The organism is Qipengyuania sp. RANM35 (genome assembly GCF_041021145.2).
Classification (GTDB): domain Bacteria; phylum Pseudomonadota; class Alphaproteobacteria; order Sphingomonadales; family Sphingomonadaceae; genus Qipengyuania; species Qipengyuania soli.
This window is the reverse complement of record NZ_CM196433.1, coordinates 1918156-1942145: the sequence shown is the minus strand read 5'-3', so window position 1 is coordinate 1942145 and position 23990 is coordinate 1918156. Positions and strand designations below refer to the sequence as shown.

Annotated in this window: 28 protein-coding genes and 1 tRNA gene; 17 read left to right on the top strand and 12 right to left on the bottom strand. The window is 62.8% G+C overall.

The genetic code is table 11. The features are described 5' to 3' along the window. Positions 1–1548: a tryptophan halogenase family protein gene (locus RAM60_RS09715; RefSeq protein WP_369026947.1), complete on the bottom strand. Its 1548-nt coding sequence runs from the start codon at positions 1546–1548 to the stop codon at positions 1–3. Positions 1549–1975: 427 nt separating this feature from the next. On the opposite strand from RAM60_RS09715, the gene RAM60_RS09710 reads away from it, so the two are divergent. From RAM60_RS09710 to RAM60_RS09700, 3 genes are read left to right on the top strand one after another with little or no spacing between them, the layout of a single operon-like run. Then, entirely contained in the window at positions 1976–2215 is a 240-nt protein-coding gene (locus RAM60_RS09710) for a DUF3489 domain-containing protein (RefSeq protein ID WP_369026948.1), read from the top strand. 2 nt (positions 2216–2217) lie between these two features. After that, positions 2218–2634 (top strand): DUF2924 domain-containing protein, encoded by a 417-nt coding sequence (locus tag RAM60_RS09705; protein ID WP_369026949.1) that lies wholly within the window; start codon positions 2218–2220, stop codon positions 2632–2634. After that, positions 2631–4295 (top strand): recombinase family protein, encoded by a 1665-nt coding sequence (locus RAM60_RS09700; RefSeq protein ID WP_369026950.1) that lies wholly within the window; start codon positions 2631–2633, stop codon positions 4293–4295. Before RAM60_RS09705 ends, RAM60_RS09700 begins: the two co-directional genes overlap by 4 nt. Before the next feature lie 237 nt (positions 4296–4532). On the opposite strand, the gene RAM60_RS09695 is transcribed toward RAM60_RS09700, so the two are convergent. Next, a tRNA-Ser gene (locus RAM60_RS09695) sits at positions 4533–4623 on the bottom strand. A 218-nt stretch (positions 4624–4841) separates the two neighbouring features. Between RAM60_RS09695 and RAM60_RS09690 the strand changes: the two genes are divergently transcribed. The 5 genes from RAM60_RS09690 (at position 4842) to RAM60_RS09670 (ending at position 10220) form a co-directional block, all read left to right on the top strand. Continuing rightward, positions 4842–5618: a DUF1134 domain-containing protein gene (locus RAM60_RS09690; RefSeq protein ID WP_369026951.1), complete on the top strand. Its 777-nt coding sequence runs from the start codon at positions 4842–4844 to the stop codon at positions 5616–5618. A 108-nt stretch (positions 5619–5726) separates the two neighbouring features. Further along, the gene (locus RAM60_RS09685) at positions 5727–6908 is read left to right on the top strand and encodes an amino acid aminotransferase (protein ID WP_369026952.1); all 1182 of its coding nucleotides are present in this window, start codon (positions 5727–5729) and stop codon (positions 6906–6908) included. 6 nt (positions 6909–6914) lie between these two features. Then, entirely contained in the window at positions 6915–7460 is a 546-nt protein-coding gene (locus tag RAM60_RS09680; protein ID WP_369026953.1) for a GNAT family N-acetyltransferase, read from the top strand. A gap of 243 nt (positions 7461–7703) precedes the next feature. Beyond that, positions 7704–8159 (top strand): hypothetical protein, encoded by a 456-nt coding sequence (locus tag RAM60_RS09675; RefSeq protein ID WP_200981204.1) that lies wholly within the window; start codon positions 7704–7706, stop codon positions 8157–8159. Between the two features lie 36 nt (positions 8160–8195). Beyond that, the gene (locus RAM60_RS09670; RefSeq protein ID WP_369026954.1) at positions 8196–10220 is read left to right on the top strand and encodes a TIR domain-containing protein; all 2025 of its coding nucleotides are present in this window, start codon (positions 8196–8198) and stop codon (positions 10218–10220) included. Here RAM60_RS09670 and RAM60_RS09665 read toward each other — a convergent pair. The 6 genes from RAM60_RS09665 to RAM60_RS09640 are packed head-to-tail and all read right to left on the bottom strand — an operon-like array spanning position 10217 to position 14122. Further along, a complete protein-coding gene (locus tag RAM60_RS09665; protein WP_369026955.1) occupies positions 10217–10834 on the bottom strand; it encodes a riboflavin synthase in 618 nt (205 codons plus the stop codon). The two genes, RAM60_RS09670 and RAM60_RS09665, sit on opposite strands and share 4 nt — an antisense overlap. Positions 10835–10851: 17 nt before the next feature. Then, a complete protein-coding gene (gene ribD / locus RAM60_RS09660) occupies positions 10852–11826 on the bottom strand; it encodes a bifunctional diaminohydroxyphosphoribosylaminopyrimidine deaminase/5-amino-6-(5-phosphoribosylamino)uracil reductase RibD (protein ID WP_369026956.1) in 975 nt (324 codons plus the stop codon). Beyond that, positions 11807–12256: a hypothetical protein gene (locus RAM60_RS09655; protein WP_510639668.1), complete on the bottom strand. Its 450-nt coding sequence runs from the start codon at positions 12254–12256 to the stop codon at positions 11807–11809. The genes ribD and RAM60_RS09655 overlap by 20 nt, the downstream gene beginning before the upstream one ends. A gap of 50 nt (positions 12257–12306) precedes the next feature. Next, positions 12307–13029 carry a M48 family metallopeptidase gene (locus RAM60_RS09650; protein ID WP_369026958.1) on the bottom strand — a complete coding sequence of 241 codons (723 nt, stop codon included), beginning with the start codon at positions 13027–13029 and terminating at the stop codon, positions 12307–12309. Continuing rightward, positions 13026–13520 carry a YcgN family cysteine cluster protein gene (locus RAM60_RS09645; RefSeq protein ID WP_369026959.1) on the bottom strand — a complete coding sequence of 165 codons (495 nt, stop codon included), beginning with the start codon at positions 13518–13520 and terminating at the stop codon, positions 13026–13028. The genes RAM60_RS09650 and RAM60_RS09645 overlap by 4 nt, the downstream gene beginning before the upstream one ends. Further along, the gene (locus RAM60_RS09640) at positions 13508–14122 is read right to left on the bottom strand and encodes an SCO family protein (protein ID WP_510639666.1); all 615 of its coding nucleotides are present in this window, start codon (positions 14120–14122) and stop codon (positions 13508–13510) included. The genes RAM60_RS09645 and RAM60_RS09640 overlap by 13 nt, the downstream gene beginning before the upstream one ends. A 71-nt stretch (positions 14123–14193) precedes the next feature. On the opposite strand from RAM60_RS09640, the gene RAM60_RS09635 reads away from it, so the two are divergent. The 5 genes from RAM60_RS09635 (at position 14194) to ssb (ending at position 18213) form a co-directional block, all read left to right on the top strand. Next, a complete protein-coding gene (locus tag RAM60_RS09635) occupies positions 14194–14799 on the top strand; it encodes an ankyrin repeat domain-containing protein (protein ID WP_200981196.1) in 606 nt (201 codons plus the stop codon). 2 nt (positions 14800–14801) lie between these two features. Then, complete coding sequence (locus tag RAM60_RS09630) at positions 14802–15461, top strand: COQ9 family protein (RefSeq protein ID WP_369026961.1); 660 nt, start codon at positions 14802–14804, stop codon at positions 15459–15461. Positions 15462–15582: 121 nt separating this feature from the next. Further along, positions 15583–15822: a FeoA family protein gene (locus RAM60_RS09625; RefSeq protein WP_369026962.1), complete on the top strand. Its 240-nt coding sequence runs from the start codon at positions 15583–15585 to the stop codon at positions 15820–15822. Continuing rightward, the gene (gene feoB / locus RAM60_RS09620; RefSeq protein WP_369026963.1) at positions 15819–17666 is read left to right on the top strand and encodes a ferrous iron transporter B; all 1848 of its coding nucleotides are present in this window, start codon (positions 15819–15821) and stop codon (positions 17664–17666) included. Before RAM60_RS09625 ends, feoB begins: the two co-directional genes overlap by 4 nt. Before the next feature lie 16 nt (positions 17667–17682). Continuing rightward, positions 17683–18213, top strand: a complete 531-nt coding sequence (gene ssb / locus RAM60_RS09615) for a single-stranded DNA-binding protein (protein WP_369026964.1) — start codon at positions 17683–17685, stop codon at positions 18211–18213. A gap of 7 nt (positions 18214–18220) precedes the next feature. Here the strand turns inward: ssb and RAM60_RS09610 are convergent, their stop codons facing one another. The 3 genes from RAM60_RS09610 to RAM60_RS09600 all read right to left on the bottom strand — a co-directional run bounded on the left by RAM60_RS09610 (position 18221) and on the right by RAM60_RS09600 (position 20151). After that, entirely contained in the window at positions 18221–19045 is an 825-nt protein-coding gene (locus RAM60_RS09610) for a hypothetical protein (RefSeq protein ID WP_369026965.1), read from the bottom strand. 66 nt (positions 19046–19111) lie between these two features. Further along, a complete protein-coding gene (locus RAM60_RS09605) occupies positions 19112–19639 on the bottom strand; it encodes a YceD family protein (protein ID WP_369026966.1) in 528 nt (175 codons plus the stop codon). Beyond that, a complete protein-coding gene (locus RAM60_RS09600) occupies positions 19636–20151 on the bottom strand; it encodes a ubiquinol-cytochrome C chaperone family protein (RefSeq protein ID WP_369026967.1) in 516 nt (171 codons plus the stop codon). Before RAM60_RS09600 ends, RAM60_RS09605 begins: the two co-directional genes overlap by 4 nt. A gap of 156 nt (positions 20152–20307) precedes the next feature. Here RAM60_RS09600 and RAM60_RS09595 point away from each other — a divergent pair, with 156 nt between their 5' ends. From RAM60_RS09595 to RAM60_RS09580, 4 genes are read left to right on the top strand one after another with little or no spacing between them, the layout of a single operon-like run. Further along, complete coding sequence (locus RAM60_RS09595) at positions 20308–20781, top strand: outer membrane protein assembly factor BamE (RefSeq protein WP_200981188.1); 474 nt, start codon at positions 20308–20310, stop codon at positions 20779–20781. A gap of 48 nt (positions 20782–20829) precedes the next feature. After that, positions 20830–21390 (top strand): ATP-dependent protease subunit HslV, encoded by a 561-nt coding sequence (gene hslV, locus RAM60_RS09590; protein ID WP_200981187.1) that lies wholly within the window; start codon positions 20830–20832, stop codon positions 21388–21390. A 14-nt stretch (positions 21391–21404) separates the two neighbouring features. Further along, the gene (hslU, locus tag RAM60_RS09585; protein ID WP_369026968.1) at positions 21405–22706 is read left to right on the top strand and encodes an ATP-dependent protease ATPase subunit HslU; all 1302 of its coding nucleotides are present in this window, start codon (positions 21405–21407) and stop codon (positions 22704–22706) included. After that, positions 22706–23113, top strand: coding sequence for an ACT domain-containing protein (locus RAM60_RS09580; RefSeq protein ID WP_369026969.1), 408 nt, complete (start codon positions 22706–22708; stop codon positions 23111–23113). The genes hslU and RAM60_RS09580 overlap by 1 nt, the downstream gene beginning before the upstream one ends. On the opposite strand, the gene RAM60_RS09575 is transcribed toward RAM60_RS09580, so the two are convergent. Then, on the bottom strand, positions 23110–23925 hold the full coding sequence (locus RAM60_RS09575; RefSeq protein ID WP_369026970.1) for a sterol desaturase family protein: 816 nt from the start codon (positions 23923–23925) through the stop codon (positions 23110–23112). The two genes, RAM60_RS09580 and RAM60_RS09575, sit on opposite strands and share 4 nt — an antisense overlap. Between the last annotated feature and the right edge of the window lie 65 nt (positions 23926–23990).

Sequence of the window (23990 nt, the reverse complement as noted above, 5' to 3'; positions counted from 1 at the left end):
TCATAGCTTCTGTAGTGCCTCGAAATAGGCAACGGTCGGAACCGTATCGCGCAGAACGAAGTCGCGCAGCTTCGACCTCCGCTGCGAAAGCTCGGCCATCATACCCGTTGCATAGTCCGCCGGTCCAGAAATCGGCTCACCGCCACCATTCCAGCCCATGCCATACAACACGAATTTGTAGTTGGTCGCCGAGAAGCATTGGGTCGTGCGGTCGAAATCGTAAATACTCGGCACTGCCGCCTTCCAAGCATCCAGGTTTGCCAGCAAGGACCGCGAGATCGTCTTGGGATCGCAATTGTCGCGCCAGAACGCCGTGTCGCGGCGGTTCGACAGGCAGTAATGCAGCTTCAGAAAATCAGCGATATTGTCGTAGTGATTGTGCAGGACCCGGTTGTAGTGCCCTTGCACTTGCGCCCCGGCGAGATAGCGAGGGATGAATTCCAGCATCGCCCAATTGGCCATTTCGATCAGGTAGATACCGGTCGATTCCAGCGGCTCCAGGAAACCACTCGACAGCCCAATGGCAACGGTGTTCCCGCGCCATTGCTGGTCATGGTAGCCGATGCGCATATCGAGCCTACGCGTCTCGAGAGTTTCCGTCGGCCGGCCGACATAGGCAGCCAGTTCCGCTCTCGCGGCATCGTCATCAATGTAGCGCGAGCTATAGACATGACCGATCCCGCGGCGGTCCTGCAGTGCGATATCCCAGATCCAGCCCGCACTTTGCGCGGTCGATTTGGTGTAGCCCAGAACATCACGGAGGCTTTCGTTCTCCACCCGTGTCACAACGGCGCGATCAACGAACAGTACGTCTGACAGGCTATTGAACCGGTTCGACTTGTCCGAATTGATCAGCCGGGCTGCAAAGCCGGTGCAATCAACAAAAATGTCCGCTGGAATCCGTTTCTCGTTGTCGAGATGGACGGCAGCGATACCCTTTTCGTTTCGTTCGACCTCGACGACCTTCTGTACGACGTGGCGAACGCCGCGTTGCTTGCAAAGGTCCTTCAGGAACTGCGCCAGCATTCCCGCATCGAGATGGTAAGCGTAAGCAAGCGCACCGTCATATGGCTTGTCGGCGAAACCCTTTGGGGCTCGTCCGCTTTTTGAAATCTCGGACTGTACTGAAAACTGCTCAGCGTAGGCGGTGCGCTGTTCCTCCGGCAATTGCAGCCATTGCCAGGTCGCGTCCTTGCCCGCGACCATGACCTGGTCCCCAAAGGGATGGAAATAACTACTGCCACCCGCAATCTTCGGATCATCGCGCCAATTGATGAACTCGATACCCTGCTTGAAGGTAGCATTGCAGTTTTTCAGGAAGACATGCTCTTCAATTCCGCACGCCGCCAAAGTCTGGCGGATGGAAGGAATGGTGGCCTCGCCCACGCCGACAGTTGGTATGTCCTCCGCCTCGATCACGGAAATCGCTACGGGGCGGTTCAGTGTATGGGGCAACTGGTTCTGCAAGAAGGCGGCCGTTAGCCATCCAGCGGTGCCCCCGCCGACGATGACGATCGCAACCTCTGAAGTTGGTTCAACTCCGTTCATTCATTCACCAACCTCTCTCGACCAAGTTCGGCCTGATTGCACAGTGCTCGGCTTTGTCAGATATGACGCCGGCGAGGAACTACATCCTCTTGCTCAATCGACGGGGGGACTTTCGGCGACCGACCCTCCGGCTTCAAGCTTCATTTTGCATTGCCGATTAGGTGGGCTGTCCATTTCCATTATGGACGTGCCGCCAAGCGAACGGCAGCTGTTGCGCGAGAAACACAATGGATCAAATGACCGGTTACGGGGCGCAAAGCCGACCTTCATTCTCTGGCCAAATTCCATTCGACTTCGCCCACAAAGGAAGCATTGGTTCTGCCCGTGAGTCGCGGCCGCCAGAGGCCGCCGCCCCGACGCAGTACGCGAGCCGGGGCCTTGGGTGGTGGGAGCGGCATGGTGCTGCTCTAACCAAGGAGAACCACCCATGACCAACCAGGAGCAGGCCAATAAGATCGCGCCTGCGAAGCGCGAGACCAAGATCGATACAGTTATTGCGCTGCTGAAGCGCAAGCAGGGCGCAACGCTCGACGAGATGGTGAAGGCGACCGCCTGGCTGCCGCACTCGGCTCGGGCGGCACTGACTGGCCTCAAGAAGAAGGGCTACTCGATCGAACGCGATAAGCGCGGCGAGGTATCCTGCTATCGCATCATGACGGGCGCGTGATCATGGCGGAACTGGCAGACGACCTTGCTGCTCTCGCGACCCTGCCCAAGGTCCTCCTTGGCGACCGGTGGGTAAAGCTCACCGGTCGCCCCGCTCCAAAGGCGAGCGCGAAGATGCTGCGGCTCGCGCTGGCCTATGAGTTGCAGGCAAAGAAGGGGAAAGGGCTGTCACGCAAGCTGCGGCAGCGCCTCGACCAAGCTGCTGCTGGCAAGTCCAGCACGCAGAATATCCGGCCTGGTATGCGCCTCGCCCGCGAGTACGGCGGCAAGCTCCACTTGGTCGTGATCGGCGAGAACGGAGAGATCATCTGGAACGAGCGGCAATGGCGATCCCTGAGCGAGGTCGCCCGCGCTATAACGGGAACGCGCTGGTCGGGTCCGGCCTTCTTCGGCCTGAGGAAGAAGGCCAAGGCCGCATGACCAAGGTCCGCTGCGCAATCTACACCCGCAAGTCGAGCGAGGAGGGGCTGGAGCAGGACTTCAACTCGCTCGACGCGCAACGCGAGGCCTGCGCCGCCTACATCATCAGCCAGGCCTCGGAAGGTTGGTCGCAGCTTCCCGAGGTTTACGATGATGGAGGCATCTCGGGCGGAACATTGGATCGTCCCGCACTTCAGCGGCTGCTGGCAGATATCGACGCTGGCAAGATCGACATCGTCGTCGTCTACAAGGTTGACCGGCTGACACGCTCGCTGCTCGACTTTGCCAAGCTGGTGGAAGCAATGGATACAGCCGAGGTCAGCTTCGTCTCGGTGACCCAGTCGTTCAACACGACCAGCAGCATGGGACGGTTGACGCTCAACATGCTGCTGTCGTTCGCGCAGTTCGAGCGCGAGGTCACCGCCGAGCGCATTCGCGACAAGATCACCGCATCGAAGGCCAAGGGCATGTGGATGGGCGGGGTCGTCCCGCTGGGCTACAAGGCAAGCGGCAGAACGCTGGCGATTGATGAGGACCATGTCCGGCTGATCCGGAGCATCTTCACCCGCTATCTCGACATGGGCAATGTGCGACAGCTTACCCAGCAACTGGCTGAGGAAGCTACCCTTGTGCCAGAACGCGTGACCGCCACCGGCCGGAGGTTGGGAGGCCGTCCATTTACCAGGGGCCAGATCTACAAGATCCTCTCCAACCCCATCTATATCGGCAAGATCGGCCACAAGGGCGAGATCTATGAGGGCCAGCACGAGGCCATCATTGATATGGAGACATGGGAAGCAGTGCAGCAGAAGCTCGCGGCAAACACGCAAGGACACCGGCAGGTGCGATCAGCAAGAGCGCCAAGTCTGCTGGCCGGCAAGGTGTTCGACCACTCCGGCGCGCCGCTGGTCGCGAGCCACGCGACCAAGGGAAAGACGCGCTATCGCTATTATATCGGTCAAGACGGAGAAGCAGATCGGGATAGCGGGACACCCAACCTCCGGATCCCTGCGGTCGAGTTGGAGAAGGTCGTGTGCGAAGGCCTTGCGGAGGAGATCGAACGACCACTGGGACTGCTCGCGCGAACAGGCATCGAACTGGCTGCCGATACTTTTGGCGGCCTTGGTGAGAGAGCTGCCAAGCTCGCGGAGAGCCTAAGGAAGCGCGAGCGCAATGCCGTAGGACGCTGCATCGCGATGGTTCGCGTTGGGCCGACTCAGCTCACGGTGGAAATATCGCTGATCGGGGTGACCGATTTGTTGGCGATCAATCATCGTCCCGATCAGCGACGCAATCCTGCCATTGCAATCGAGGCCACCCTCAAACGCAGCGGTCGCGCAGTGCGCCTAGTCCAGGACGGCTTGATTGCATCGACCGCTGGCGAACCGCAAGAGCATCTGCTCAAGCTGATCCATCGCGCTCGCAGCTGGTGGCAAGAGATGTCAGATCGACGGCTGTCGGTGTCGGCACTTGCGCAAGAGCACGAGGTGACCAGCTCTTACGCTTCGCGTGTGTGCAGGCTTAACTTCCTCGCACCAAAGATCGTCGAGGCGATCGTAACGGGCCACCAGCCGGTCGATCTTGATGCCAAGAAGCTGCTCGGGCTTAGCGACCTGCCACTGTGCTGGGAGGCGCAGACAAAACTGCTGCTCGGTCGATAGATTCGGTCGGATATGCTTCCAGTGGGCGCTAGGAAACTGGCGCCCACACCCGTTCCGGCACGCGACCAGCCCTCGCCAATCCGGTACCCCGGAACGGCGTAGCAGAGAATGTTGGCGAGAATTGCGCCTTTGTCGATGACGCGCCTGTCTCCGGAAGACCATATTGGAGGCAGAAAGGCGCAGAACCGGGCCACTACCGTGAAACAGAAAAATCTATCTCTGACAGTGACTTATGCGTGGCGGAGACGGAGGGATTCGAACCCTCGGTACCCAGTTCGAGTACGGTTCCTTAGCAGGGAACTGGTTTCAGCCACTCACCCACGTCTCCGGAACTTCGCAGCGGCGCCGGGCCGTGTGCGAGGGGCGCGCTATAGCCACGGCTCCGGCCCGCTTCAAGGCCTGATTGCGGCGATCTGCGCATCGCACGAAGGACTCGCTTCGACGCAATTTCGATTCGGTTCATCGCCGTTTCATTGCCGCGCTGCTGAAAGAGGATTCTTCTTGTCGCGCAGCTGCCTGCGCTTCGGCGCGGGCAGGGAGGGAACCATGAAAAAAGCCGTTACCGTTACTCGCCGTCTTGCCATCGCTTTCGCAGCGCTCGGCATGGCCGCTTCGCCGCTCGCCGCACAGGTCGAGACGATCGATCCCGATACCGCCATCGATGCCGATCTGGTCAAGCAGCCTGCCGCGACCGGAGCCGATGCAGGCGTCACTTACACTGCCGAGCCCGATCCGGCGGCTCCCACCGACAGCTATCCCGAGCAGCCGACATGGAGCGAGCAGGGCGCGGAAGCTGCTGCAACCACTGCGGTGGAAACCCCTCCGGTCGAAAACAGCGCGACCACCTACAAGGAAGATGACCTTATCGGTGCCGCCGAGGGTGTGTTCGGCAAGGGCGCCAAGGGCGTCGCAGACATGATCCAGAAGCTGCTCAAGGATCAGGGCGAACCCAACGCCTACATCGTCGGACGCGAAGCAAGCGGCGCCTTCATCGTCGGTGCGCGATACGGTTCGGGCACGCTGTTCCACAAGGTCGAAGGCGAGCGTCCCGTTTACTGGACCGGCCCGTCGATCGGCTTCGATGCCGGGGCCAATGCCGGCAGCACTTTCGTCCTCGTCTATAACCTGTGGGACAGCGAGGAACTCTACGAGCGCTTCCCGGCGGGCGAGGGTCAGGCCTATTTCGTCGGCGGCCTTACCGCCAGCTACCTGCGCAAGGGCGATGTGGTGCTCATCCCGATCCGCGTTGGGGCGGGCCTGCGCCTCGGCGTAAATGCCGGTTACATGAAGTTTTCCAAGAAGCAGCGCTGGCTGCCGTTCTGAGGACGAGAAAGGAGCCCTTCGGGTCGTATAATCAAAATTCACGAAGGCTCCGGGGCCGCGACGGGATTTCCTGTTGCGGCCCCAACCATATCGGGCAATGAGGCGCGCATGCTCGACCGACTTCAAGCCCAGGCCCCCGACGCGCTTCTCGCGCTCATCAAGATGCATGCGCAGGACCCGCGCGAGGACAAGATCGACCTCGGCGTGGGCGTCTATCGTACCAACGAGGGCGCGACCCCTGTCTTCCGCTCGATCAAGAAGGCGGAGCAGAAGCTGATCGACGAGCAGGATTCCAAATCCTACCTCGGGCCTGAAGGCGACACCGGCTTTACCGCCGCGCTGATGCCGTACATTTTCGGTGAGGACGCCACGATGGGCGGGCGCATCGAAGGGATGCAGACCCCCGGCGGGACCGGCGCCGTCCGCCTGGCGGTGGCGCTGGCCAAGGCTGCCGGAGTGACCCGCGTCCACATGGGCGTGCCGAGCTGGCCCAACCATGCGCAGATCCTTGCCGATGTCGGCGTCGAGACCGTGCCCTTCACCCATGCGAAGTCCGACGGTTCGGCCGATCTCGAGGCAGTGCTGGCGGCGATCCATGGCGCCGGGCCGAACGATGCCGTCCTGCTCCACGGCTGCTGCCACAACCCGACGGGTGTCGACTACACGCTCGACCAGTGGGACGCGATCGCGGCCGCCTTCGCCGAGACCGGCGTGCTGCCGCTACTCGACATCGCCTACCACGGGCTGGGCCAAGGTCTCGACGAGGACGTCGCTGGTATCCGCAAGGTGCTGGCTGCCGTGCCAGAGGCCCTGATCGCCTATAGCTGCGACAAGAACTTCGGCCTGTACCGCGACCGTGTGGGCGCGTTCTACATGATGGCGAAGGATGCCTCCCAGCTTCCGGCCATCGTCTCCAACGCCAACGCCCTTGCCCGCGCGAACTGGTCCATGCCGCCCGACCACGGTGGCGCGGCAGTGCGCAACGTGCTGCGCGATCCGGCAATGACCAAGGAGTGGCTCGAGGAACTCGACGACATGCGCGCCCGCATGCGCCGTGTCCGCGCTCGCCTTGCTGCCGCCGACAATGAGGCTCCCGGCCTTAACCTTGCCGCGCTCGGCGATCAGAACGGCCTCTTTGCCATGCTGCCGCTCGACAAGGACCAGATCGCCAGGCTGCGCGAGGATCACGGCATCTACATGGCCGGGTCCGGGCGCATCAACGTGGCCGGGCTTCACGCGGGCAACACCGAGAAGTTCATCGCCGCGCTGGCGGATGTGACGAAGGGCTAGGCCGCGATGGATCGCCAGCCGACGCTCGAGACAGAACGGCTGACGATCCGCCCGATGACCGAGGCGGATCGCGAACCGCTCTACGCCATCGCGTCCGACCCGATGATCTGGGAGCAACATCCCATCCACGACCGCTGGAAGCGTGAGGTGTTCGACGCCTTCTTCGACGAGGGGATGGAGAGCGGCGGCGCGCTGGCAATCGTGCGCAAGAGTGACGGGCAAATCCTCGGATCGTCACAGTACAAGGGTTTCGATCCCGATGACGGCGGTTCGATCGAGGTCGGCTGGACCTATCTCGATCGTTCCTGCTGGGGGAAGGGCATCAATCCCGAAATGAAGCGGGCGATGCTGGCGCACGCCTTTCAGGACCTTGCCACCGTCCGCTTCCGTGTCGGCGACACCAACTACCGATCGCGCAATGCTCTCGAGGCCATCGGGGCCGTGCGGACCGAACGCTACGAACTGGCCAAGTACCAGGGCAAGCGCATCGTCCACCTCGTTTACGAGATTTCGCGCGATGACTTCGAAAACGGGCCGCTGATGCGCAGCTGAGCTGGGGTTTCCGCGCTCCGCGCCCTTGGTCCGTCTACCGAACCCACCCGAAGGTATAGTTGTCGCCTATTCGAAAGAGGTAGCCCGGTGCTTAGTGGGTGCATGCCTTGCACCCTGCCGGGAAATGCTGTCCTTACGCCGTGTGCTTTACCCCGGGGAAATCAGGGGTCGCTCTCGTGGTTGAACACTCCCTCTGGCCGTCGGTCAGCGGGGAAGCAGGGTCGCTACGGAAGGGGGAGACCCATGAAGAAGCATCTCGTATTCGGCCTCGCACTGGCCATTTCGACACCCGCAGCAGCCCAACTCACACCCTACGAGGACTATACGGTCAGCGACAGCGTCTCGACCGTGGCCACCGTCAAGGTGAAGGAGAACATGATCGAGGATTACCTCCAGGGTATCCGCGATACCTGGGTTGCCAGCAACGAAGTCGCGAAGAAGCTGGGGCAGTTGGAAAGCTACGCGGTCTACGTCAGCGACCTGCCGAGCAGCGGCGACTTCAACGTGATCCTCGTGACCCGTTTCGCAAACACTGCCGATCTGGCGCCAAACAAGGCACGGTATGAAGCCTTCATGAAGGCATGGGGTGCCGCCAACGAGGCGAACAACCGGCAGGTGACCACCACTGTTTATCCGAACATCCGCTCCATCGTCGGTGAGTACATGGTGCGCGAAGTGACCTTCCTGCCCAAGAAATAGGTCGTTCTTCGACCAATCCGCGGGGAGCATGCGCCAATGCGGCGCGTGCTCCCCGAATTCCAAGTACACGAAAAGCAGGGAAGAAGCTTTGTCGGCCTCGATACTTGCCAAGCCCACGCCATTGCGGAATACGACTTGCGGGTCGCTTCCGAATGCAGTCGGGGGCTTCTTCCTACGCCTGAAATCTTCATCTCCTACGCGCGCGGCGATGCCCCGATCGCACGGCAGTTCGCGGACGCTCTCGTCGCCGAAGGTCTCGATGTCTGGTGGGACGATGCCTTGCAGGCCGGCGAAGTCTTCGATGAACGGATCGAAACGGCCCTGCGTGCAGCGAAGGCTGTTGTCGTGCTCTGGTCGCCGCTCTCGGTTTCCTCCCGCTGGGTGAGGGCCGAGGCAACATTGGCGGATCGCAAGGGTACTCTTGTCCCCGTCCTCATCGAGGCTTGCGAGCGGCCGATCATCTTCGAGCTCGTCCAGACGGCCGACTTGATCGGTTGGCGCGGGACCAGGCACGATGCGCGCTGGCAAGGCCTGGTGCGACAGGTTCGCGACTTTATCGGCACGGATCGCCACGCGCCTTCATCCTCACCAAAGCTGGCTGACCCGCAGCTCGACCGACAGTCGATCGTGGTGCTGCCGTTCAACAACGTCAGCCGCGACCAGGAGCAGGAGTACTTCGCCGACGGCATAGCCGAGGACATCATCAACGACCTCGGCAAGGTTTCGGCACTCTCGGTCATCGCGCGGAGCACCGCCTTTACCTTCAAGGGGCAAACGGTCGATGTGGCGCAGGTTGCACGGCAACTGAATGTGACCCATGTGCTCGAGGGGAGCGTGCGCAAGGCGGGAAATCGCGTGCGGGTCAATGTCCAGCTGATCGACGGGGCGAGCGGGGCACAGGTCTGGTCCGAACGCTATGACCGCGATCTCGACGACATCTTCGAACTGCAGGACGAACTTTCGCAGGCAATCGTCAGCGCGCTCAAGGTCCAGTTCCAGCCTGGCGAACGCGATGCCATCAGTGAACGCGCGACGCAGAATGTCGAACTGTATGATCTCTACATGCGGGCGAGGGCGGCAGGTAATGCGGCCATATCCGGGGCGCAGTATGTGGCGGCTCTGGAAATGTATCGCGAAGTGCTCGCCAAGGATCCCAATTTCTATCCTGCGCTTGGGGGGCTTACCCTGATGCTGCAGCAAACATCGGTCTTCGCACTGACCCCCGAGGTCCGGAGCAATTTCCAGATCGAGCAATTCGTCGCGATGGCGGAGAACCTGCCGGCGGATTCGAGTGAAGCACACCTGATCCGCGCGGTTCACTATCGTTGGCAGCGCAAGTGGGAGCTTGCCCTGGAGGAGTTCGACCAGGCGCTCGCAACCGCTCCGGTCTATTCGTCGGAAATCGCCTCACTCAAGGGCACGTGCCTGTTCTGTGTCGGACGGGTTGCGGAAGCAATCGAGGTGGCCGAGGCAGCGAGGCGGGCCGACCCGATGGCGGGCTACAACTCGCTCCTGCTCCAGATGCTCTACCTCGTCTCGGGGCGCAGGGCGGAAGGTGACGCGGAATATGAGAGGTCAAAGACATTCCCCGTCAATCGTGCTGTTTGCGAACATGCCGCCCTGTTCCGCATGTGGGGCCATGCCGACAAGGAGGCGCTACTCGCTCAGGCGCAGCGGCATCTGAAGTATGCCATGGTCGCCGTTCCGTATCGCGTTGCGCTGTATGAGGTCCTCGATGACCGTGAAAAGACGCTCGATATTCTGAGGACGGCGATGGCCGAGCCCGCTTCGCATAGCAGCACGGTTTCCTTCCTGCTGAGCTACCATGCAGGCGATTTCGGCGCGACCGACCTCGCATTGCAGGGTCTGGAACGCGGGCTGTCAATCGATGCGGCGATGGACTACGCCGTCTGGTGGTCGAGCCACCGCGGGACCCGCAAGGACCCGCGTTTCAAGGAACTCGTCCGCAAATTCGGCTACTACGACTACTGGCGCAGGACCGGCGAATGGGGCGATTTCGCCCGCCCCGTTGGCGACGACGATTTCGAGATAATCGCCTAGCCGGCCAGCGCCTGCATCCGCTTGAGGTAGCGCGCCAGCACGTCGATCTCGAGGTTGACCCGGTCACCTTCTGCCAGCTGGCCAAGGGTCGTCACCTCGGCAGTGTGCGGGATGATGTTCACCGCGAAGTCGCAAGTGCCGTCGCTGCGGTCGCGCACATCGTTCACGGTCAGCGAAACGCCATCGACGGTGATCGATCCCTTTGGTGCCACGAAAGGCGCAAGCTCGCGGCTGATGCGGAAGGCGAGCTTTCTCGATCCTCCCTCGTCGCGCGCCAGAACAACCTGCCCGACGCCGTCGACGTGCCCTGTGACAAGGTGCCCGCCGAGTTCGTCGCCGAGCTTCAATGCGGTCTCTAGATTGAGCTTCGCCCCTTCGCTCCACATGCCGGGGCGCGTGCAGCTGACCGTTTCGCCGGACACATCGAAGACGACGCGGGCGTCACCTTTCGTGCCTCCCAATGCGACGACCGTCAGGCAGACGCCCGAGCAGGCAATCGAAGCGCCGATATCGATCGCGTCGGGATCGAAAGGGCAGGCGACGGTGACGCGCAGGTCGCCGCGCTGCTCGGCGCTTTCGATGGTTCCGATGGCGGTGACGATACCGGTGAACATGCGGGTCTTCTCTCCTGTCAGCGCGTGCGGCTGTAGGCTTCGTATGTGTCGCTGCCAAGCTGGCGGCGTTCGACAAGGGTCCAGCGGCCATGCGCGTCTGCCAGCCGGTCGAGACCGATCTCGCCCAGGGCTTGCCGACCATGGCCGATGACGATGGGTGCGCGGTAGAGCTCTATGCGATCGACGAGATCCTCAGCGAGAAAACTCGCGGCAGTCATGCCGCCGCCTTCGAGGTAGAGATACTGAACCCCTTCCAGTTCGGTGATCTGGCCCGGAGCATTGATTACCTTTACCCCGTCAGGCGGTACGCCACGGGTTAGCAAGACCCGCTGGGGACTGCGGCTCTCGATGCCTGGCAGTCGCACGTCGAGGCGGGGCTTGTCCGAACGCCAGGTGCCTCCCCCGACGAGTATGGCATCGGTCATGGCGCGGCGCGAGTGGACATGGGCGCGGGCCCCTTCGCCGGTGATCCACTGGCTCTCGCCCGAAGTGGTCGCGATGCAGCCGTCGAGCGATGTGGCGAGCTTAAGCGTGACATGCGGACGGCCAAATTCAGCGCGGGTGAGATAACCTGCAAGGCTGGCGCGAGCCTCGTCGCAGGGATGCACCTCGGCGACAATGCCTGCCGCACGAAGGTGAGCAAAGCCGCTGCCTGCCGTTCGTGGATCAGGGTCTTCGACCCCGGCAACAACACGTGCGAGACCGGATTGTGCGAGAAGGTGCGAGCACGCGGGTCCACGTTGCGATTGATGGGCGCACGGCTCGAGCGTGACATAGGCAGTTGCCCCCCGTGCGGATTCGCCTGCCTGTCCCAAGGCGACTGCTTCGGCATGCGGGCGGCCACCGTCACCGGTCCATCCCCTGCCAACGACCTTGTCACCGCTGACTATGATGCATCCGACTGCCGGGTTGGGGCGGCTGAGCGGGCGAGCGCGTGCAGCCAGCCTTGCTGCCGCAGCCAGCCAGCGCGCGTCACTCAGGCTTGTCGCCAACCGTCCTGCTCGCCTGATAAAGTTCCTTCTGCCGGGCTTCGGCAGCTGCGGCCTCTCGAGCATTGTCGACCTTGGCTTGCGCGGCCATGGAGTCGACATCGACGCCGGTCGCCCGGCCGAGCGCCTTGTATGCATCGACCTTCTTCTCGCGCAGCTTTGCGAGTTCGGCCTCTCTGGCATCCTTGCGCTTCTGGTTTTCGAGGTTGGTGCGGCGGATTTCCTCGTCACTTCGTCCTTCCGCGAAGGTCGAAATGAAGACCACCCTCGGCTTGTCCGGCGGGACGAAAACCGATTCCTGCATGAACGACCAGAGCAGGCCGAAGGTCAGTGCAAACGACATAAAGAGGAACGTCCAGCGGTAAGGCCGTGGTTCGCGGATGTATTCCCACAAGTCGGATGCACCCGACTTCACATTGAATCTGCTGACCATGCGCATGGGGGCTAGATAGGGCGCTTTGCCCGTTCGCGCCAGTGGGGCGCTCAGTCGAAGCTGGCGTAGAGCGTGCGGCCGTTGCGGCTTAGCCAGCCATTGGCAAGATCGATGTCGCCTTCGAACAGTCGGTCGAGCAGGGCGTGGAAGGCGGGGGAATGGTCGAAATGGACGAGGTGGGCGACCTCGTGCGCGACCACGGAGCGGCGCACCGCGTCGGGGGCCTGTACCAGCCGCCAGTTGAGTCGAAGGATGCCTTCGCTCGAACAACTTCCCCAGCGTCGCTTTGCCCGGGTCAGGCGTACTTGGGCAGTGTCGAGGTCGGCCCTCGCACAATAATGCCTCGCATCCTCGGCGAAGAGCCGCAGGGCTTCGCTCTCCAGCCAGCGGTGGAGGCGCTTCGAGAGGGTTTCCTGCGGGCCGCCCACCACCAATGCCTCGTCCGTCAGCACCGGCCTGCGAGGTGCGTCGCTGCGCCAGTCGATGACGATCTCGCGGCCGCGGTGCAGCAGCCTGCCTTCGTTTACCGGATCGCGTTTTGCGGGCACTTTGGCCAATTGCTGTTCGAGCCATGCCGCGCGTGAGCGAGCGAACGCAACCGCCTCGGCGGAGCGACACCAATGGGGCAGGGTAATCCGGATCGCGCTGCCGTCGGGTGCGAGGCGCAGGGTCAGTCGCTTGGCGCGCCGGTTGCGTGTGAGTTCGACCGGCAGGAGCTTGCCCGCGATCTCGACCACCGGGTCTTCGGGCTCGCGGCGCATCCAGTCGATCATGCCGGCGCCTCGCCGTGCTCGCCACAATCGTCCTCTTCGTCCCAATCCTCGGGGTCTTCCCATTCGACGATATGGTGTTCGAGCGGGCCGGCCATGTCTTCCGCTATAACCCGGCCGGCGACCGATACGCCGGCACGCACCACGTCCTCGCGGTCACCCGAAATCAGGTAGTGCCAGCGCGGCAGCAGGTCGCCATCTGCGCGCAGGCGATAGGCGCAGGTCGGCGGCAGCCAAGAGACGCTGTCGACGATCTTGAGCGTCAGGCGGAGGCAGTCGGGGACGAAGGCCTTGCGGTGCTTGTAGTCGGTGCAGCGGGCAGTCTGCGTGTCGAGCAGCTTGCAGGCGACATTCGTTTGCTCGATCTCGCCGGTGTCCTCGTATTCGACCTTGTGCAGGCAGCATCGCCCGCATCCGTCACACAGCGCTTCCCATTCGTCATTGTTGAGCGCCGAGAGCGGCAGCTCCCAGAAACGTTCCCTTAATGCACCCATTTTTCCAGTTCCGCTGCGACCGCTTCGGCGCCTTCATCGGTCGGCAGAGTCGCAATCGGTTCGCCCTTGGGTCCGAACAGAAGGGTGACATTGGTGTGGTTCACGAGATAGCCGCCGCCAGGTGCGGGTTCGCCCTTCGAGAAGCTTGCGGCGAACTTCGCGGCAACCTCGGTCAATGTCTTCTCGTCACCCGTCAGCCCGATCAGACGCGGGTGAAAGTTGTCCGTAAATTCGCGCAGCACCTCAGGCGTGTCGCGTTGGGTGTCGACGCCGACGAAGAATGGCTGGACCCTGGCGCCGAGGTCGGGGTGCGCCTTCTCGAATTGCTTGAGGCCCGCCATGGCGCGTTGGGTATCGACCGGACAGACATCGGGACAGAACGTATAGCCGAAGTAGATCGTCCGGTACTTGCCCTGGAAATCGTTCCAGCTGAGAGGCTTTCCATCCTCGGCGGTCAGCGTGAAATCACCGCCAAGCGCCGCGCCTTCCAATGGAGGGCGTTCGGCGGGAACCTTGTCGCCGCACCCACCCAGCATGGTGATTGCAGCGAGTGGCAGGGCGAAACTCAGGCTTTTCAGACGAGGCATGGCATAGCGGTTCATGGTCTGCTAACCGCCACTCTTCAAGGGTGGCTCCCCTACAGGATTGCGGAAAAACGACAGGGATTCGATACGTGGTACGGCGCGCACTTCAGGCAGCTTTCGGCATTGCGGCACTGGCTCTGGTGGCCTCGCCGGTCTTCGCACAATCCAAGCGCGAGGGGTATGAGTTCCTCGAAGCGGTAAAGGATCGCGATGGCGACAAGGCGCTCGAAATGCTCAACCAGCCCGGCAACGTGCTGGTGAATACCCGCGACATCACCAGTGGCGAGACTGCGCTGCACATCGTCACCCAGCGTCGCGATCCGGTGTGGCTGCGTTTCCTGCTGGGCAAGGGCGCAAATCCGAACATCGAGTCCAGGGACGGCACGAGTCCGCTCGAAGTCGCCGCCCAGCTCGGTTTTACCGAGGGGATCGAGATCCTGCTCGACAAGGGTGCGCACGTCGATCCGACGAACAGTGCGGGGGAGACCCCGCTGATTTCCGCAGTGCACCGCCGCGATACGGCCATGATCCGTATGCTTATCGCCAAAGGCGCCGATCCCTCGCGGCCCGACAATTCCGGGCGCTCGGCCAGCGACTATGCCAAGCTGATGGGGAATCGCTCGCAGGTGCTCGACGAAATCGAAAAGGCCGTAAGCGAACGTGGTGCCCCGGCCCAGACCTACGGTCCGAAATAGCCATGGAAGTTGCCGACCTGACCCTCGACGAACTGCGCCTCGTTCTTGCGCCGGCAATTGCCGATGCGGCCATTTTCGACGGTTGGAGCGACGCGGCGCTCGAGGCAGCTGCAAATCAGGTCGGCGCCGATCATGACGTGGCGCGGCTCGCGTTCAAGGACGATGGTGCCTTGGGCATGATCACCGCCTGGATCGACACGATCGACCTGGCAATGGAGGTGGAATTGCCGGCCACCCGGCTCGCGCAAATGAAAATCCGTGAGCGCATCCGCAACCTAGTGCAATTCCGTCTTGATGCCGTGGCCGGTCGCGAGGAAGCGTTGCGACGTGCACTCGCCATCATGGCCATGCCGCAGAATGCAGCGAAATCGCTGAAAACCGGATGGAATAGCGCCGACATCATGTGGCGCCTCGCAGGCGACACGGCGACCGACTACAACCACTACACCAAGCGCGCGATCCTCGCCTCGATATACGGGGCGACCCTGGCCGTGTTCGTCGACGACGAAAGCGAGGACAAGGCAGAGACTCGCGCCTTTCTCGATCGCCGGATTGAAGGCGTGATGAAGTTCGAGAAGGTGAAGGCCAAGTGGCTCAACCCTGAGCGCGAGCATTTCAGCATGTCGCGCTTTCTCGGCCGTTTGCGCTATCCTGCTCGCTGATCCGCCCACTTTGACAGGCATCAAGGACTAGCGGACGCGCTGTGTCTAGTGCGACCGCATGACGCCACCCGCTATTGATAATCGGTTGCAACAACGCCTCGCTTCTGGCAGCGGCAGGTACATGACGCTCGACTCCTGCGAACACGAGAAATCTGCCCGGATCGTCTCCGTCGACTGGGACGCGCTTGCTTCCGATGAAGGCAAACGACTCAAGGCGCTCGGCGTCGACGAAGGGGCCGAGATAGCCGTCATCCATCGCGGGATTTTCGGCACGCGTGATCCTCTCGCCATCCGCATCGGGCGCATGACCATCGCCCTGCGCCGCAGCCATGCGCTTGCGATCGAGGTGGAGCCGGTATGACCCGCAAGCGGACCGCTGCCCTCGTGGGCAACCCCAACGCGGGCAAGAGCGCGCTGTTCAACGCGCTGACCGGCGCACGCCAGAAGATCGCCAACTACCCCGGCGTCACCGTCGAGCGGAAGGCCGGCCGCGTGATGTTGCCGAGCGGCGAGCCGGTTGAACTCATCGATCTGCCGGGCTCCTACAGCTTCGATGCCGCGAGTCCCGACGAGGAGGTCACGCGCAAGGTCGTCCACGGAGAGTTCGAGGGTGAGGCGCAGCCGGATGTCATCATCCTCGTCGTCGATGCGGCCAATCTCGAGCAGCACCTCGTCTTTGCGCAGGAAGTGCTCGAACTCGGCCGCCCGACTGTCGTCGCGCTCAACATGATCGACCTCGCGGAGCGCGACGGGCTGACGCTCGATCCCGCGGCGCTTTCCGCAGCACTTGGCGTGCCGGTCGTCTCCACCGTGGCGGTACGCCGCCGCGGCCTCGCGGAACTGGCCGCCGCAATCGCCGAAGCGGAAACCCATGCCGACGAGGAAGCGCATCGCCAGTGGCACCTGACGCTGCCCGAACGCCGACTGTCGGCAAAGCACATGGCGCGTGCCGCTATCCTTTCGAAGTCGACCCGGCACACGATCGAGAACGGTGTCGACCGGGTCCTGCTCAATCCCTGGATCGGGCCGGTCATCCTGTTTGCGTTACTGTTCGTGATCTTCCAGGCGGTGTTTGCCTGGGCGACGCCATTCGCGGATGCACTCGAGGCTGGTGTCGCGAGCCTTTCGCAGGGAGTGTCCGACAGCGTGCCTTCCGGTTTCCTGCGCGATTTCCTTACCGAAGGTGTCCTGGCAGGGGTCGGCTCGGTGGTCGTCTTCCTGCCGCAGATCGTGATCCTGTTCTTCTTCATCCTGGTGATGGAAGCGAGCGGCTATATGGCCCGCGCGGCGTTCCTGATGGACCGTCTCATGGCTGGGGTGGGCCTGTCGGGGAAGAGCTTCATCCCGCTGCTATCCAGCTTCGCCTGCGCCATCCCGGGAATCATGGCGACCCGCAGCATTCCCGATGCGAAGGACCGGCTGACGACCATCCTGGTGGCGCCGCTGATGACCTGCTCGGCGCGCCTCCCGGTCTATGCCGTGATCATTGCCGCCGTCATTCCCGATACCCGCGTCGGGCCGGGCATCGGTCTGCAGGGCCTCGTATTATTCGCACTCTATCTTGCCGGGATAGTCGGCGCGATGGTCGTGGCGCTGGTACTTCGCAGCACGGTGACAAGAGGCGCAGCAAGCGGTTTCATCATGGAAATGCCGCGCTACCAGATGCCGCGGATCAAGGACCTTGCGATCGGCCTGTGGCAGCGCGCCTGGGTTTTCCTGCGTCGCGCGGGCACGATCATCTTTACGGTGACCATCGTCCTTTGGCTGATGCTGAGCTTCCCCAAGGCCGCGCCGGGAGAGAGCCAGATGGATGCCAGCATTGCGGGCAAGATTGCCGATGTGATGTATCCGGTGCTGGAGCCGATCGGCTTCAATCGCGAGATCAGCCTGGCGCTCATCCCCGCCATGGCGGCGCGCGAAGTCGCCGTTTCTGCCCTTGCGACGACCTACGCGGTCGACGCCGAGGACGAGGATGTTGCTGCGGCCGGCGTGACGGACAAGATCGCCGCCTTGTGGAGCCTTCCGACAGCGCTTGCCTTCCTCGCCTGGTTCGTCTTCGCCCCGCAGTGCATCTCGACCATCGCGGTCGCCCGGCGCGAGACAAACGGGTGGAAATGGCCCGCCTTCATGGTTGGCTATCTTTTCCTGCTCGCCTACCTCTTCGCGGGAATCACTTACTGGAGCGCCACAGCGCTCGGACTTTAATGCGAAGGGAAGAAGGATGGCCGGGTCACTCAACAAGGTAATGCTGATCGGGAACCTCGGCGCCGATCCGGAAATCCGCAGCTTCCAGAATGGTGGCAAGGTCGCCAACCTGCGCATCGCGACCAGCGAGACGTGGAAGGATCGCAACACCGGGGAGCGCCAGGAACGGACCGAGTGGCACACGGTGGCGATCTTCTCCGAAGGGCTCGTCGGCGTGGTCGAACGCTTCCTGCGCAAGGGCTCCAAGGTCTACATCGAAGGCTCGCTCCAGACCCGCAAGTGGCAGGACCAGAACGGCCAGGACCGCTATTCGACCGAGGTCGTCATTCGCGGCATGAACGGCACGCTGACCATGCTCGATGGGCCCCAAGGCGGTTCAGGGGGCGGTTCGGGCGGCGGCCAGCGTGGCGGCGGCTCGTGGGACCAGGGCGGCGGCTCGCAGCAGAGCGGCGGCAGCGACAACTGGCGCAGCGGTGGCGGCCAAGGTTCGGGTGGCTCGGGCGGCGGCTCGAACTACGACGATCTCGACGACGACATTCCGTTCTGAGGTCCAGCTAGCCCAGGCCGCCAACTCTCGCCGCGATCGAGAACCACTCGGGCGAACTCCACAGGTGATCTGTTATCAAGGCTGCGGGAACAGCCAGAGCAATCCAGATCCAGTATGCCCTGTGGATTCGTCCAAGACGGAAAAGATCCCAGATGAACATCGGCGCTATGACCGCGAGCGGATAGAGTTCGACGGTCATCGTGCCTTCCGGCATGGATTGGGGCAGAAACTCCATTCGATCGAGCGCTGCGGGCATCGGGACCAGTGTCGCAAGGAACATCAGGCGCTTGTGCATCCCTGAATCACGCTTGCGGAACCAAAGGCCAAGACTGGCGAGGATCGCGAAAAGTATGCCCGCGCGGATCTGGAGCAGCATGATGTTGTTGACCACGGGCACGAGATCGGACTGAAGCTGCGCGGCGACATTGGCCGGAGCATTGGCAATCATTTCCGCCAGCTGGCTTCGCCTCACCGGTACCAAGAGGAATCCGGCGATGACCATCGATGGCAGCAGGAAGAGACCTGCTACGCCAGTCTGCATGTGCCATTTCCGCCTGCCCGTGGCCATCAGTGTCGACTGGACGAGCAACAGGGTGATCCAAGATCCCATCAACACGGCATGGGCGTGAAGGATTGGTGGGAACGGTGGCAATTCGCCAGCATTGACTGCGGCGATCCTTCGTATCGAGTCGGGAATGAAGCCGACCAATACCAGTGTGAACATCAGCCCGGCAGTGAAGACATAAATCCAGCGGTCAACGGCCGCCTTCCAATCACTTGCTGTCGGCGCGACCGATCCATTTTCTGCTGATATCGGATGTGCAGTAGCCATTGGTCCCTCCCCCAAGGGCGACCCGATAACTGTCACATTACCATCCGACAGGGCTTCTACAAAGACCTAGTCCTTGCGGAGCGCCGCCAGCGCCTCGGCCAGCGGGCCGCTTGGCGTGTCCTCGTCGCTGACGATTCCGGCGGATTCGCGTGCCTCGTCCGCGCCGGGGCCTTCACGATAGGGGTCGATGGCCAGCGCCAGCGTCTGGGCGATGGCTTCGCCAAGGTCGAAGGTCTCGCCCTCGTATTCGATCTCGTCGAGGTCTTCGCTGTCGAGCTCGATTTCCTCGTCGGGTGCGTAGTCCGGTGTCGAGCCGGCGGGCACGAAGCGCAAGGCGAGCGGCTCTTCGACTTCATAGGTGAAATCGTCCCGCGTGATCGCACAGGGCTGCTCGATAACCGCCTTGAGCCTGCCGTTCGCCAGCACGGCACCCTCCTTGGTGTCAAAACCTACCGTTGCGGTCAGTGCCTTGATCGAGGTCACGCCAAAGCGCCGGGCCAGAGCGGCGCGCTCGGCCTCATTGGCTTCGATAACCTGTTCCCCACCGGGAAGGGCCCGTGGCTTCACCAGTCGCGAAAGTTCGAGTTCGCTCATTGGGCAATCTCCCCGGCCTGCAATTGCTCCACGCTCGTGCGGGCAAGGCGGGCATGCAATGCGGCCATGCGCTGGACCAGCGCCTCGGCCTCGTCCGGCTGGGCCATGGTCACGTTGCGGCGCACCGCATCGACCAGCACCTTGGGATCGGCGCGCAGTCCTTCGCGATAGGCGCCGATGCGGCCGTTCATGCTGGCCATCAGCGTGGATATCTTCTTGCCGACGGTGGGATCGCCGATGCCCGCCTCGCGCAGTTGGCCTTCCATGTCTTCGACGAAGAGCTCGGTCAGGCGGGCAGTGGCTGGACCGTGGTCGCCTTCGTTCTCCAGCCGCAGCATGACCAGGGCGAGCACGAGGGTGATCATGTCGTAACGCCCCTCCACCGAATCGGCGACGCCGCACATGCGGTACCAGTCGGGATCGCGGGCCTCGGCTACGGTGCGGTGCCACAGCTTGCGCCACTCCTCGCGCGGGTCGGGGCCGAGGTTCAGCAGGCGGGAAAGGAAGGACATAGTTTCTCCGTTCAGCGGCAATTCAACCGCGATCCCCAAGCGAGAGGCACAGGCACGTTGCATGCACATCCGCTTTCGGACTAAGGCGTGGCCCGAGCATATAGGGAGATGGCCGCCTGCGGCCAAGCGCCCGGAAAACGGAGACTTGCTGTTCCCATGAACAGGACGAAAATTCTCGGGATCGCGGCCATAGCGCTGGCCGGCGTCGCGACCACCGGCTGCAGTTCAATCCGCGAAACCCGCGGCTACGTCGTCGATCCCGTTCTCTATGCTTCGATCCAGCCCGGCATCGACAACGAGGCTTCGGTAACCGGCACTCTCGGGCGCCCGACCTTCACCAGTCAGTTCGGCGAACCGACGTGGTACTATGTGTCGAGCACAACCGGTCGCAAGCCCTTCGTCCGTCCCCGGATCAAGCAGCACCAGGTGCTCGCCGTGAAGTTCGACGGTGCGGGCAATGTCATCGCGGCTGAGCGCACCGGTATCGAACAGGTCGCGAATATCTCGCCCGACGGCGACAAGACGCCGACCCTGGGTCGCGAGCGTGGCTTCCTCGAAGACCTGTTCGGCAATATCGGTGCGGTCGGCGCTCCCGGAGCTCCGGGCGCTGGTGGCCAGCCGGGCCAGTAATCGCGCCCCTTGCTTGACCCCTGCCGTGCGGTCCCCATATCGCGCGGCATGACATCGAACAACGAGAGCCACGGCCTGGTGCAGTGGCATTCCACCACCATCATCGGCGTCAAGCGCGGCGATACCACTGTCATCGCAGGTGACGGTCAGGTGTCGATGGGCAACACGGTGATGAAGCCCAATGCGAAGAAGGTCCGCCGCATCGGCGAAGGCGGCAAGGTTGTCGCCGGGTTCGCCGGGGCCACCGCCGACGCCTTCACCCTGTTCGAGCGGCTGGAGAAGAAGCTCGAGCAGTACAACGGCCAGCTACTGCGTGCCGCGGTCGAGCTGACGAAGGACTGGCGCATGGACAAGTACCTGCGCAATCTCGAGGCGCTGATGATCGTCGCGGACAAGGAGAACCTTCTCGTCCTCACTGGAAATGGCGACGTGCTCGAACCCGAGGGCGGCATCGCCGCGATCGGCAGCGGCGGGATGTACGCCCTCTCCGCCGCCCGGGCGCTGGTCGACTACGAAACCGACCCTGAGACCATCGCGCGCAAGGCCATGGCCGTTGCCGCCGACGTCTGCGTCTTCACGAACAACAATCTGACCGTCGAGACGGTCTGACCTTCCGGAATCCCATGATCGACAATCTTACCCCCAAGGCGATCGTCGCCGCGCTCGACGAGCACATCATCGGCCAGAAGGACGCCAAGCGCGCGGTCGCCGTCGCACTGCGCAATCGCTGGCGCCGCCAGCGCCTCGGTGCCGAATTGCGAGACGAGGTGACGCCTAAGAACATCCTGATGATCGGCCCCACCGGCTGCGGCAAGACCGAGATCAGTCGCCGCCTTGCCAAGCTGGCCGAAGCTCCTTTCGTAAAGGTCGAGGCGACCAAGTTCACCGAAGTGGGCTACGTCGGCCGCGATGTCGAGCAGATCGCCCGCGACCTCGCCGAAGAAGCTATCCGGCTGGAAAAGGAACGCCGCCGCGACGCCGTGCGCGAAGCCGCAAGCCAGGCCGCTATGGAACGCCTGCTCAACGCCCTCGTCGGCGAGAATGCCAGCGAGGCGACGCGCGAGGCCTTCCGCCAGCGCATCGTCGAGAACGCGATGAACGAGACCGAGGTCGAGGTCGAGATCAAGGATCAGCCATCGAACGCGATGGAGATCCCCGGCATGCCTGGCAATGTTGGGATGATCGACCTGTCAGACATGCTCGGCAAGGCGATGGGCCGTTCCAACATGAAGCGGCGCAAGCTCAAGGTGCCCGACGCGTGGGACCGGCTGGTCGAGGAAGAGGCCGAGAAGCGCATGGACCAGGAAGACGTTGCCCGCGTCGCCCTGGAGAATGCCGAGACCAACGGGATCGTCTTCCTCGACGAGATCGACAAGATCGCGGTCAGCGACGTGCGTGGCGGATCGGTCAGCCGTGAAGGTGTCCAGCGTGACCTGCTGCCGCTGATCGAGGGCACCACGGTGGCAACCAAGTACGGCCCGATGAAGACCGACCACGTGCTTTTCATTGCTTCGGGCGCGTTCCACGTCGCCAAGCCTTCGGACATGCTGCCCGAACTCCAGGGCCGCCTGCCGATCCGCGTTGAACTGCGCGCACTGACGGAGGAGGACTTCGTTCGGATCCTCAAGGAAACCCGGGCCAATCTGGTGGACCAGTACAAGGCCCTGATCGGGACCGAGGACGTCACGCTCGACATCACCGAGGATGCAATCGCCGAAGTGGCGCGCATCGCCGCGCAGGTGAACGAAAGTGTCGAGAACATCGGCGCCCGTCGCCTGCAGACGGTGATGGAGCGCCTGCTCGAGGACATCAGCTTCGAGGCCGAAGAGCACACGGGCGAGACCGTGAAGGTCGATGCAGCCTACGTGCGCGAGCGCCTGTCCGACCTCGCGGGCGATACCGACCTCAGCAAGTACATTCTCTGATGGAGCGGGTGCGCGATACGGCGGCGATGATCGCCGGCATGGCGCCCCGCCTCGATCCCCGCACCTATCGTTTCGTCCTCGTCACGCCCGATGCCGCGCCGCAATTGCTCGGCGCGGCAATCGCGACGTTTCGCGAGGACGAAGGCGTGACCGCAATCGTAGCGGCCGAGGTTGCCTCTGAATTGGGGATCGAAGGTCCCGATTTTGCCCGCATCACCCTGTTGGTGCATTCGGACCTCGAAGGCGTCGGCCTCACCGCAGCGGTCGCCGGTGCGCTCGCCAAAGCAGGGATCGCCTGCAACATGGTCGCCGCCTTTCACCACGACCATGCGTTCGTTCCGGCTGATCGGGCGCAAGAGGCGCTGGAGATTCTCCAACGCCTCTCGGAGCAGTCAGTGTCCTCCTAGGCCGTTGCGGGTTCTGCCAGCGCAGCCTCGCTCGAACCTTTTCCGCCGGTCACCCTGGCAAAGGTTTCGGCATATTTGGGGTGCTCGGTGCCCATGAGCTTGTCCCACCAGGTGAAATAGAGGCCGTAATTGGTGTTGAAGCCACCGGCGTGATGCAGGTCGTGGTGGGTCGTCGTGTTGATCCAGCTCGTGAACGGCGTGGACAGCCACCAGCGCGGGTGCAGCTCGAACCCCGCATGGCCCATGGCGTTGCGGGTGATCTGGAACAGCAGCCAGGTCAGCATGACGCTGCCCGGGGTCGGGACGATTGCCAGCCACAGCGGCACGAACAGCGCCATGACGAGTGCCTCGGGAATGGCGAAGCTATAGGCCGCCCACGGCGTAGGCGTGATCGAGCGGTGGTGCGCGCGGTGGAAGACCCGGAACAGCTTGCGATGGTGCATCGTGCGGTGGGCCCAATAAAAATAGGTGTCGTGGGCAAGAACCATCGCCGCCGTCAGTCCGAGATATTGCAGCCAGCTGTCGGCGCGCTCGAAACGGTGAAGGACGCCGCTTTCGACACCCCACAGCACAAATGCCCCGACTACCGAATAGACCATCACCGACTGGACCGACTGCAGGAACTCGCGTCGGCGATCGCCCCATGTCGCCTCGCGTTGCTGGATCCGGCGCGAGGCGAGCGTCGTGCGACGCATGCCCCATACGATCGCACTCACCAAGAGAGCAGCGACAAGGTAGCGGTTGAAGTCGAAGAGAAAGAACTGGAAGCCGCGTTCCAGCAGGATATCGAGCGGCTTGATCCCGGTATGCATGGCGTGTCCTTTACGGTTGGCCTTTGAATGACCAACCAGTGGCGCTGTTCGCCGGAACCTTCCTC

What these genes read in the sequence shown, in the direction of transcription:
- RAM60_RS09715 (WP_369026947.1), bottom strand. Translation starts at nt 1,548, where the DNA reads ATGAACGGAGTTGAACCAACTTCAGAGGTTGCGATCGTCATCGTCGGC.
- RAM60_RS09710 (WP_369026948.1), top strand. Translation starts at nt 1,976, where the DNA reads ATGACCAACCAGGAGCAGGCCAATAAGATCGCGCCTGCGAAGCGCGAG.
- RAM60_RS09705 (WP_369026949.1), top strand. Translation starts at nt 2,218, where the DNA reads ATGGCGGAACTGGCAGACGACCTTGCTGCTCTCGCGACCCTGCCCAAG.
- RAM60_RS09700 (WP_369026950.1), top strand. Translation starts at nt 2,631, where the DNA reads ATGACCAAGGTCCGCTGCGCAATCTACACCCGCAAGTCGAGCGAGGAG.
- RAM60_RS09690 (WP_369026951.1), top strand. Translation starts at nt 4,842, where the DNA reads ATGAAAAAAGCCGTTACCGTTACTCGCCGTCTTGCCATCGCTTTCGCA.
- RAM60_RS09685 (WP_369026952.1), top strand. Translation starts at nt 5,727, where the DNA reads ATGCTCGACCGACTTCAAGCCCAGGCCCCCGACGCGCTTCTCGCGCTC.
- RAM60_RS09680 (WP_369026953.1), top strand. Translation starts at nt 6,915, where the DNA reads ATGGATCGCCAGCCGACGCTCGAGACAGAACGGCTGACGATCCGCCCG.
- RAM60_RS09675 (WP_200981204.1), top strand. Translation starts at nt 7,704, where the DNA reads ATGAAGAAGCATCTCGTATTCGGCCTCGCACTGGCCATTTCGACACCC.
- RAM60_RS09670 (WP_369026954.1), top strand. Translation starts at nt 8,196, where the DNA reads ATGCGGCGCGTGCTCCCCGAATTCCAAGTACACGAAAAGCAGGGAAGA.
- RAM60_RS09665 (WP_369026955.1), bottom strand. Translation starts at nt 10,834, where the DNA reads ATGTTCACCGGTATCGTCACCGCCATCGGAACCATCGAAAGCGCCGAG.
- RAM60_RS09655 (WP_510639668.1), bottom strand. Translation starts at nt 12,256, where the DNA reads ATGGTCAGCAGATTCAATGTGAAGTCGGGTGCATCCGACTTGTGGGAA.
- RAM60_RS09650 (WP_369026958.1), bottom strand. Translation starts at nt 13,029, where the DNA reads ATGATCGACTGGATGCGCCGCGAGCCCGAAGACCCGGTGGTCGAGATC.
- RAM60_RS09645 (WP_369026959.1), bottom strand. Translation starts at nt 13,520, where the DNA reads ATGGGTGCATTAAGGGAACGTTTCTGGGAGCTGCCGCTCTCGGCGCTC.
- RAM60_RS09640 (WP_510639666.1), bottom strand. Translation starts at nt 14,122, where the DNA reads ATGAACCGCTATGCCATGCCTCGTCTGAAAAGCCTGAGTTTCGCCCTG.
- RAM60_RS09630 (WP_369026961.1), top strand. Translation starts at nt 14,802, where the DNA reads ATGGAAGTTGCCGACCTGACCCTCGACGAACTGCGCCTCGTTCTTGCG.
- RAM60_RS09625 (WP_369026962.1), top strand. Translation starts at nt 15,583, where the DNA reads ATGACGCTCGACTCCTGCGAACACGAGAAATCTGCCCGGATCGTCTCC.
- feoB (WP_369026963.1), top strand. Translation starts at nt 15,819, where the DNA reads ATGACCCGCAAGCGGACCGCTGCCCTCGTGGGCAACCCCAACGCGGGC.
- ssb (WP_369026964.1), top strand. Translation starts at nt 17,683, where the DNA reads ATGGCCGGGTCACTCAACAAGGTAATGCTGATCGGGAACCTCGGCGCC.
- RAM60_RS09610 (WP_369026965.1), bottom strand. Translation starts at nt 19,045, where the DNA reads ATGGCTACTGCACATCCGATATCAGCAGAAAATGGATCGGTCGCGCCG.
- RAM60_RS09605 (WP_369026966.1), bottom strand. Translation starts at nt 19,639, where the DNA reads ATGAGCGAACTCGAACTTTCGCGACTGGTGAAGCCACGGGCCCTTCCC.
- RAM60_RS09600 (WP_369026967.1), bottom strand. Translation starts at nt 20,151, where the DNA reads ATGTCCTTCCTTTCCCGCCTGCTGAACCTCGGCCCCGACCCGCGCGAG.
- RAM60_RS09595 (WP_200981188.1), top strand. Translation starts at nt 20,308, where the DNA reads ATGAACAGGACGAAAATTCTCGGGATCGCGGCCATAGCGCTGGCCGGC.
- hslV (WP_200981187.1), top strand. Translation starts at nt 20,830, where the DNA reads ATGACATCGAACAACGAGAGCCACGGCCTGGTGCAGTGGCATTCCACC.
- hslU (WP_369026968.1), top strand. Translation starts at nt 21,405, where the DNA reads ATGATCGACAATCTTACCCCCAAGGCGATCGTCGCCGCGCTCGACGAG.
- RAM60_RS09580 (WP_369026969.1), top strand. Translation starts at nt 22,706, where the DNA reads ATGGAGCGGGTGCGCGATACGGCGGCGATGATCGCCGGCATGGCGCCC.
- RAM60_RS09575 (WP_369026970.1), bottom strand. Translation starts at nt 23,925, where the DNA reads ATGCATACCGGGATCAAGCCGCTCGATATCCTGCTGGAACGCGGCTTC.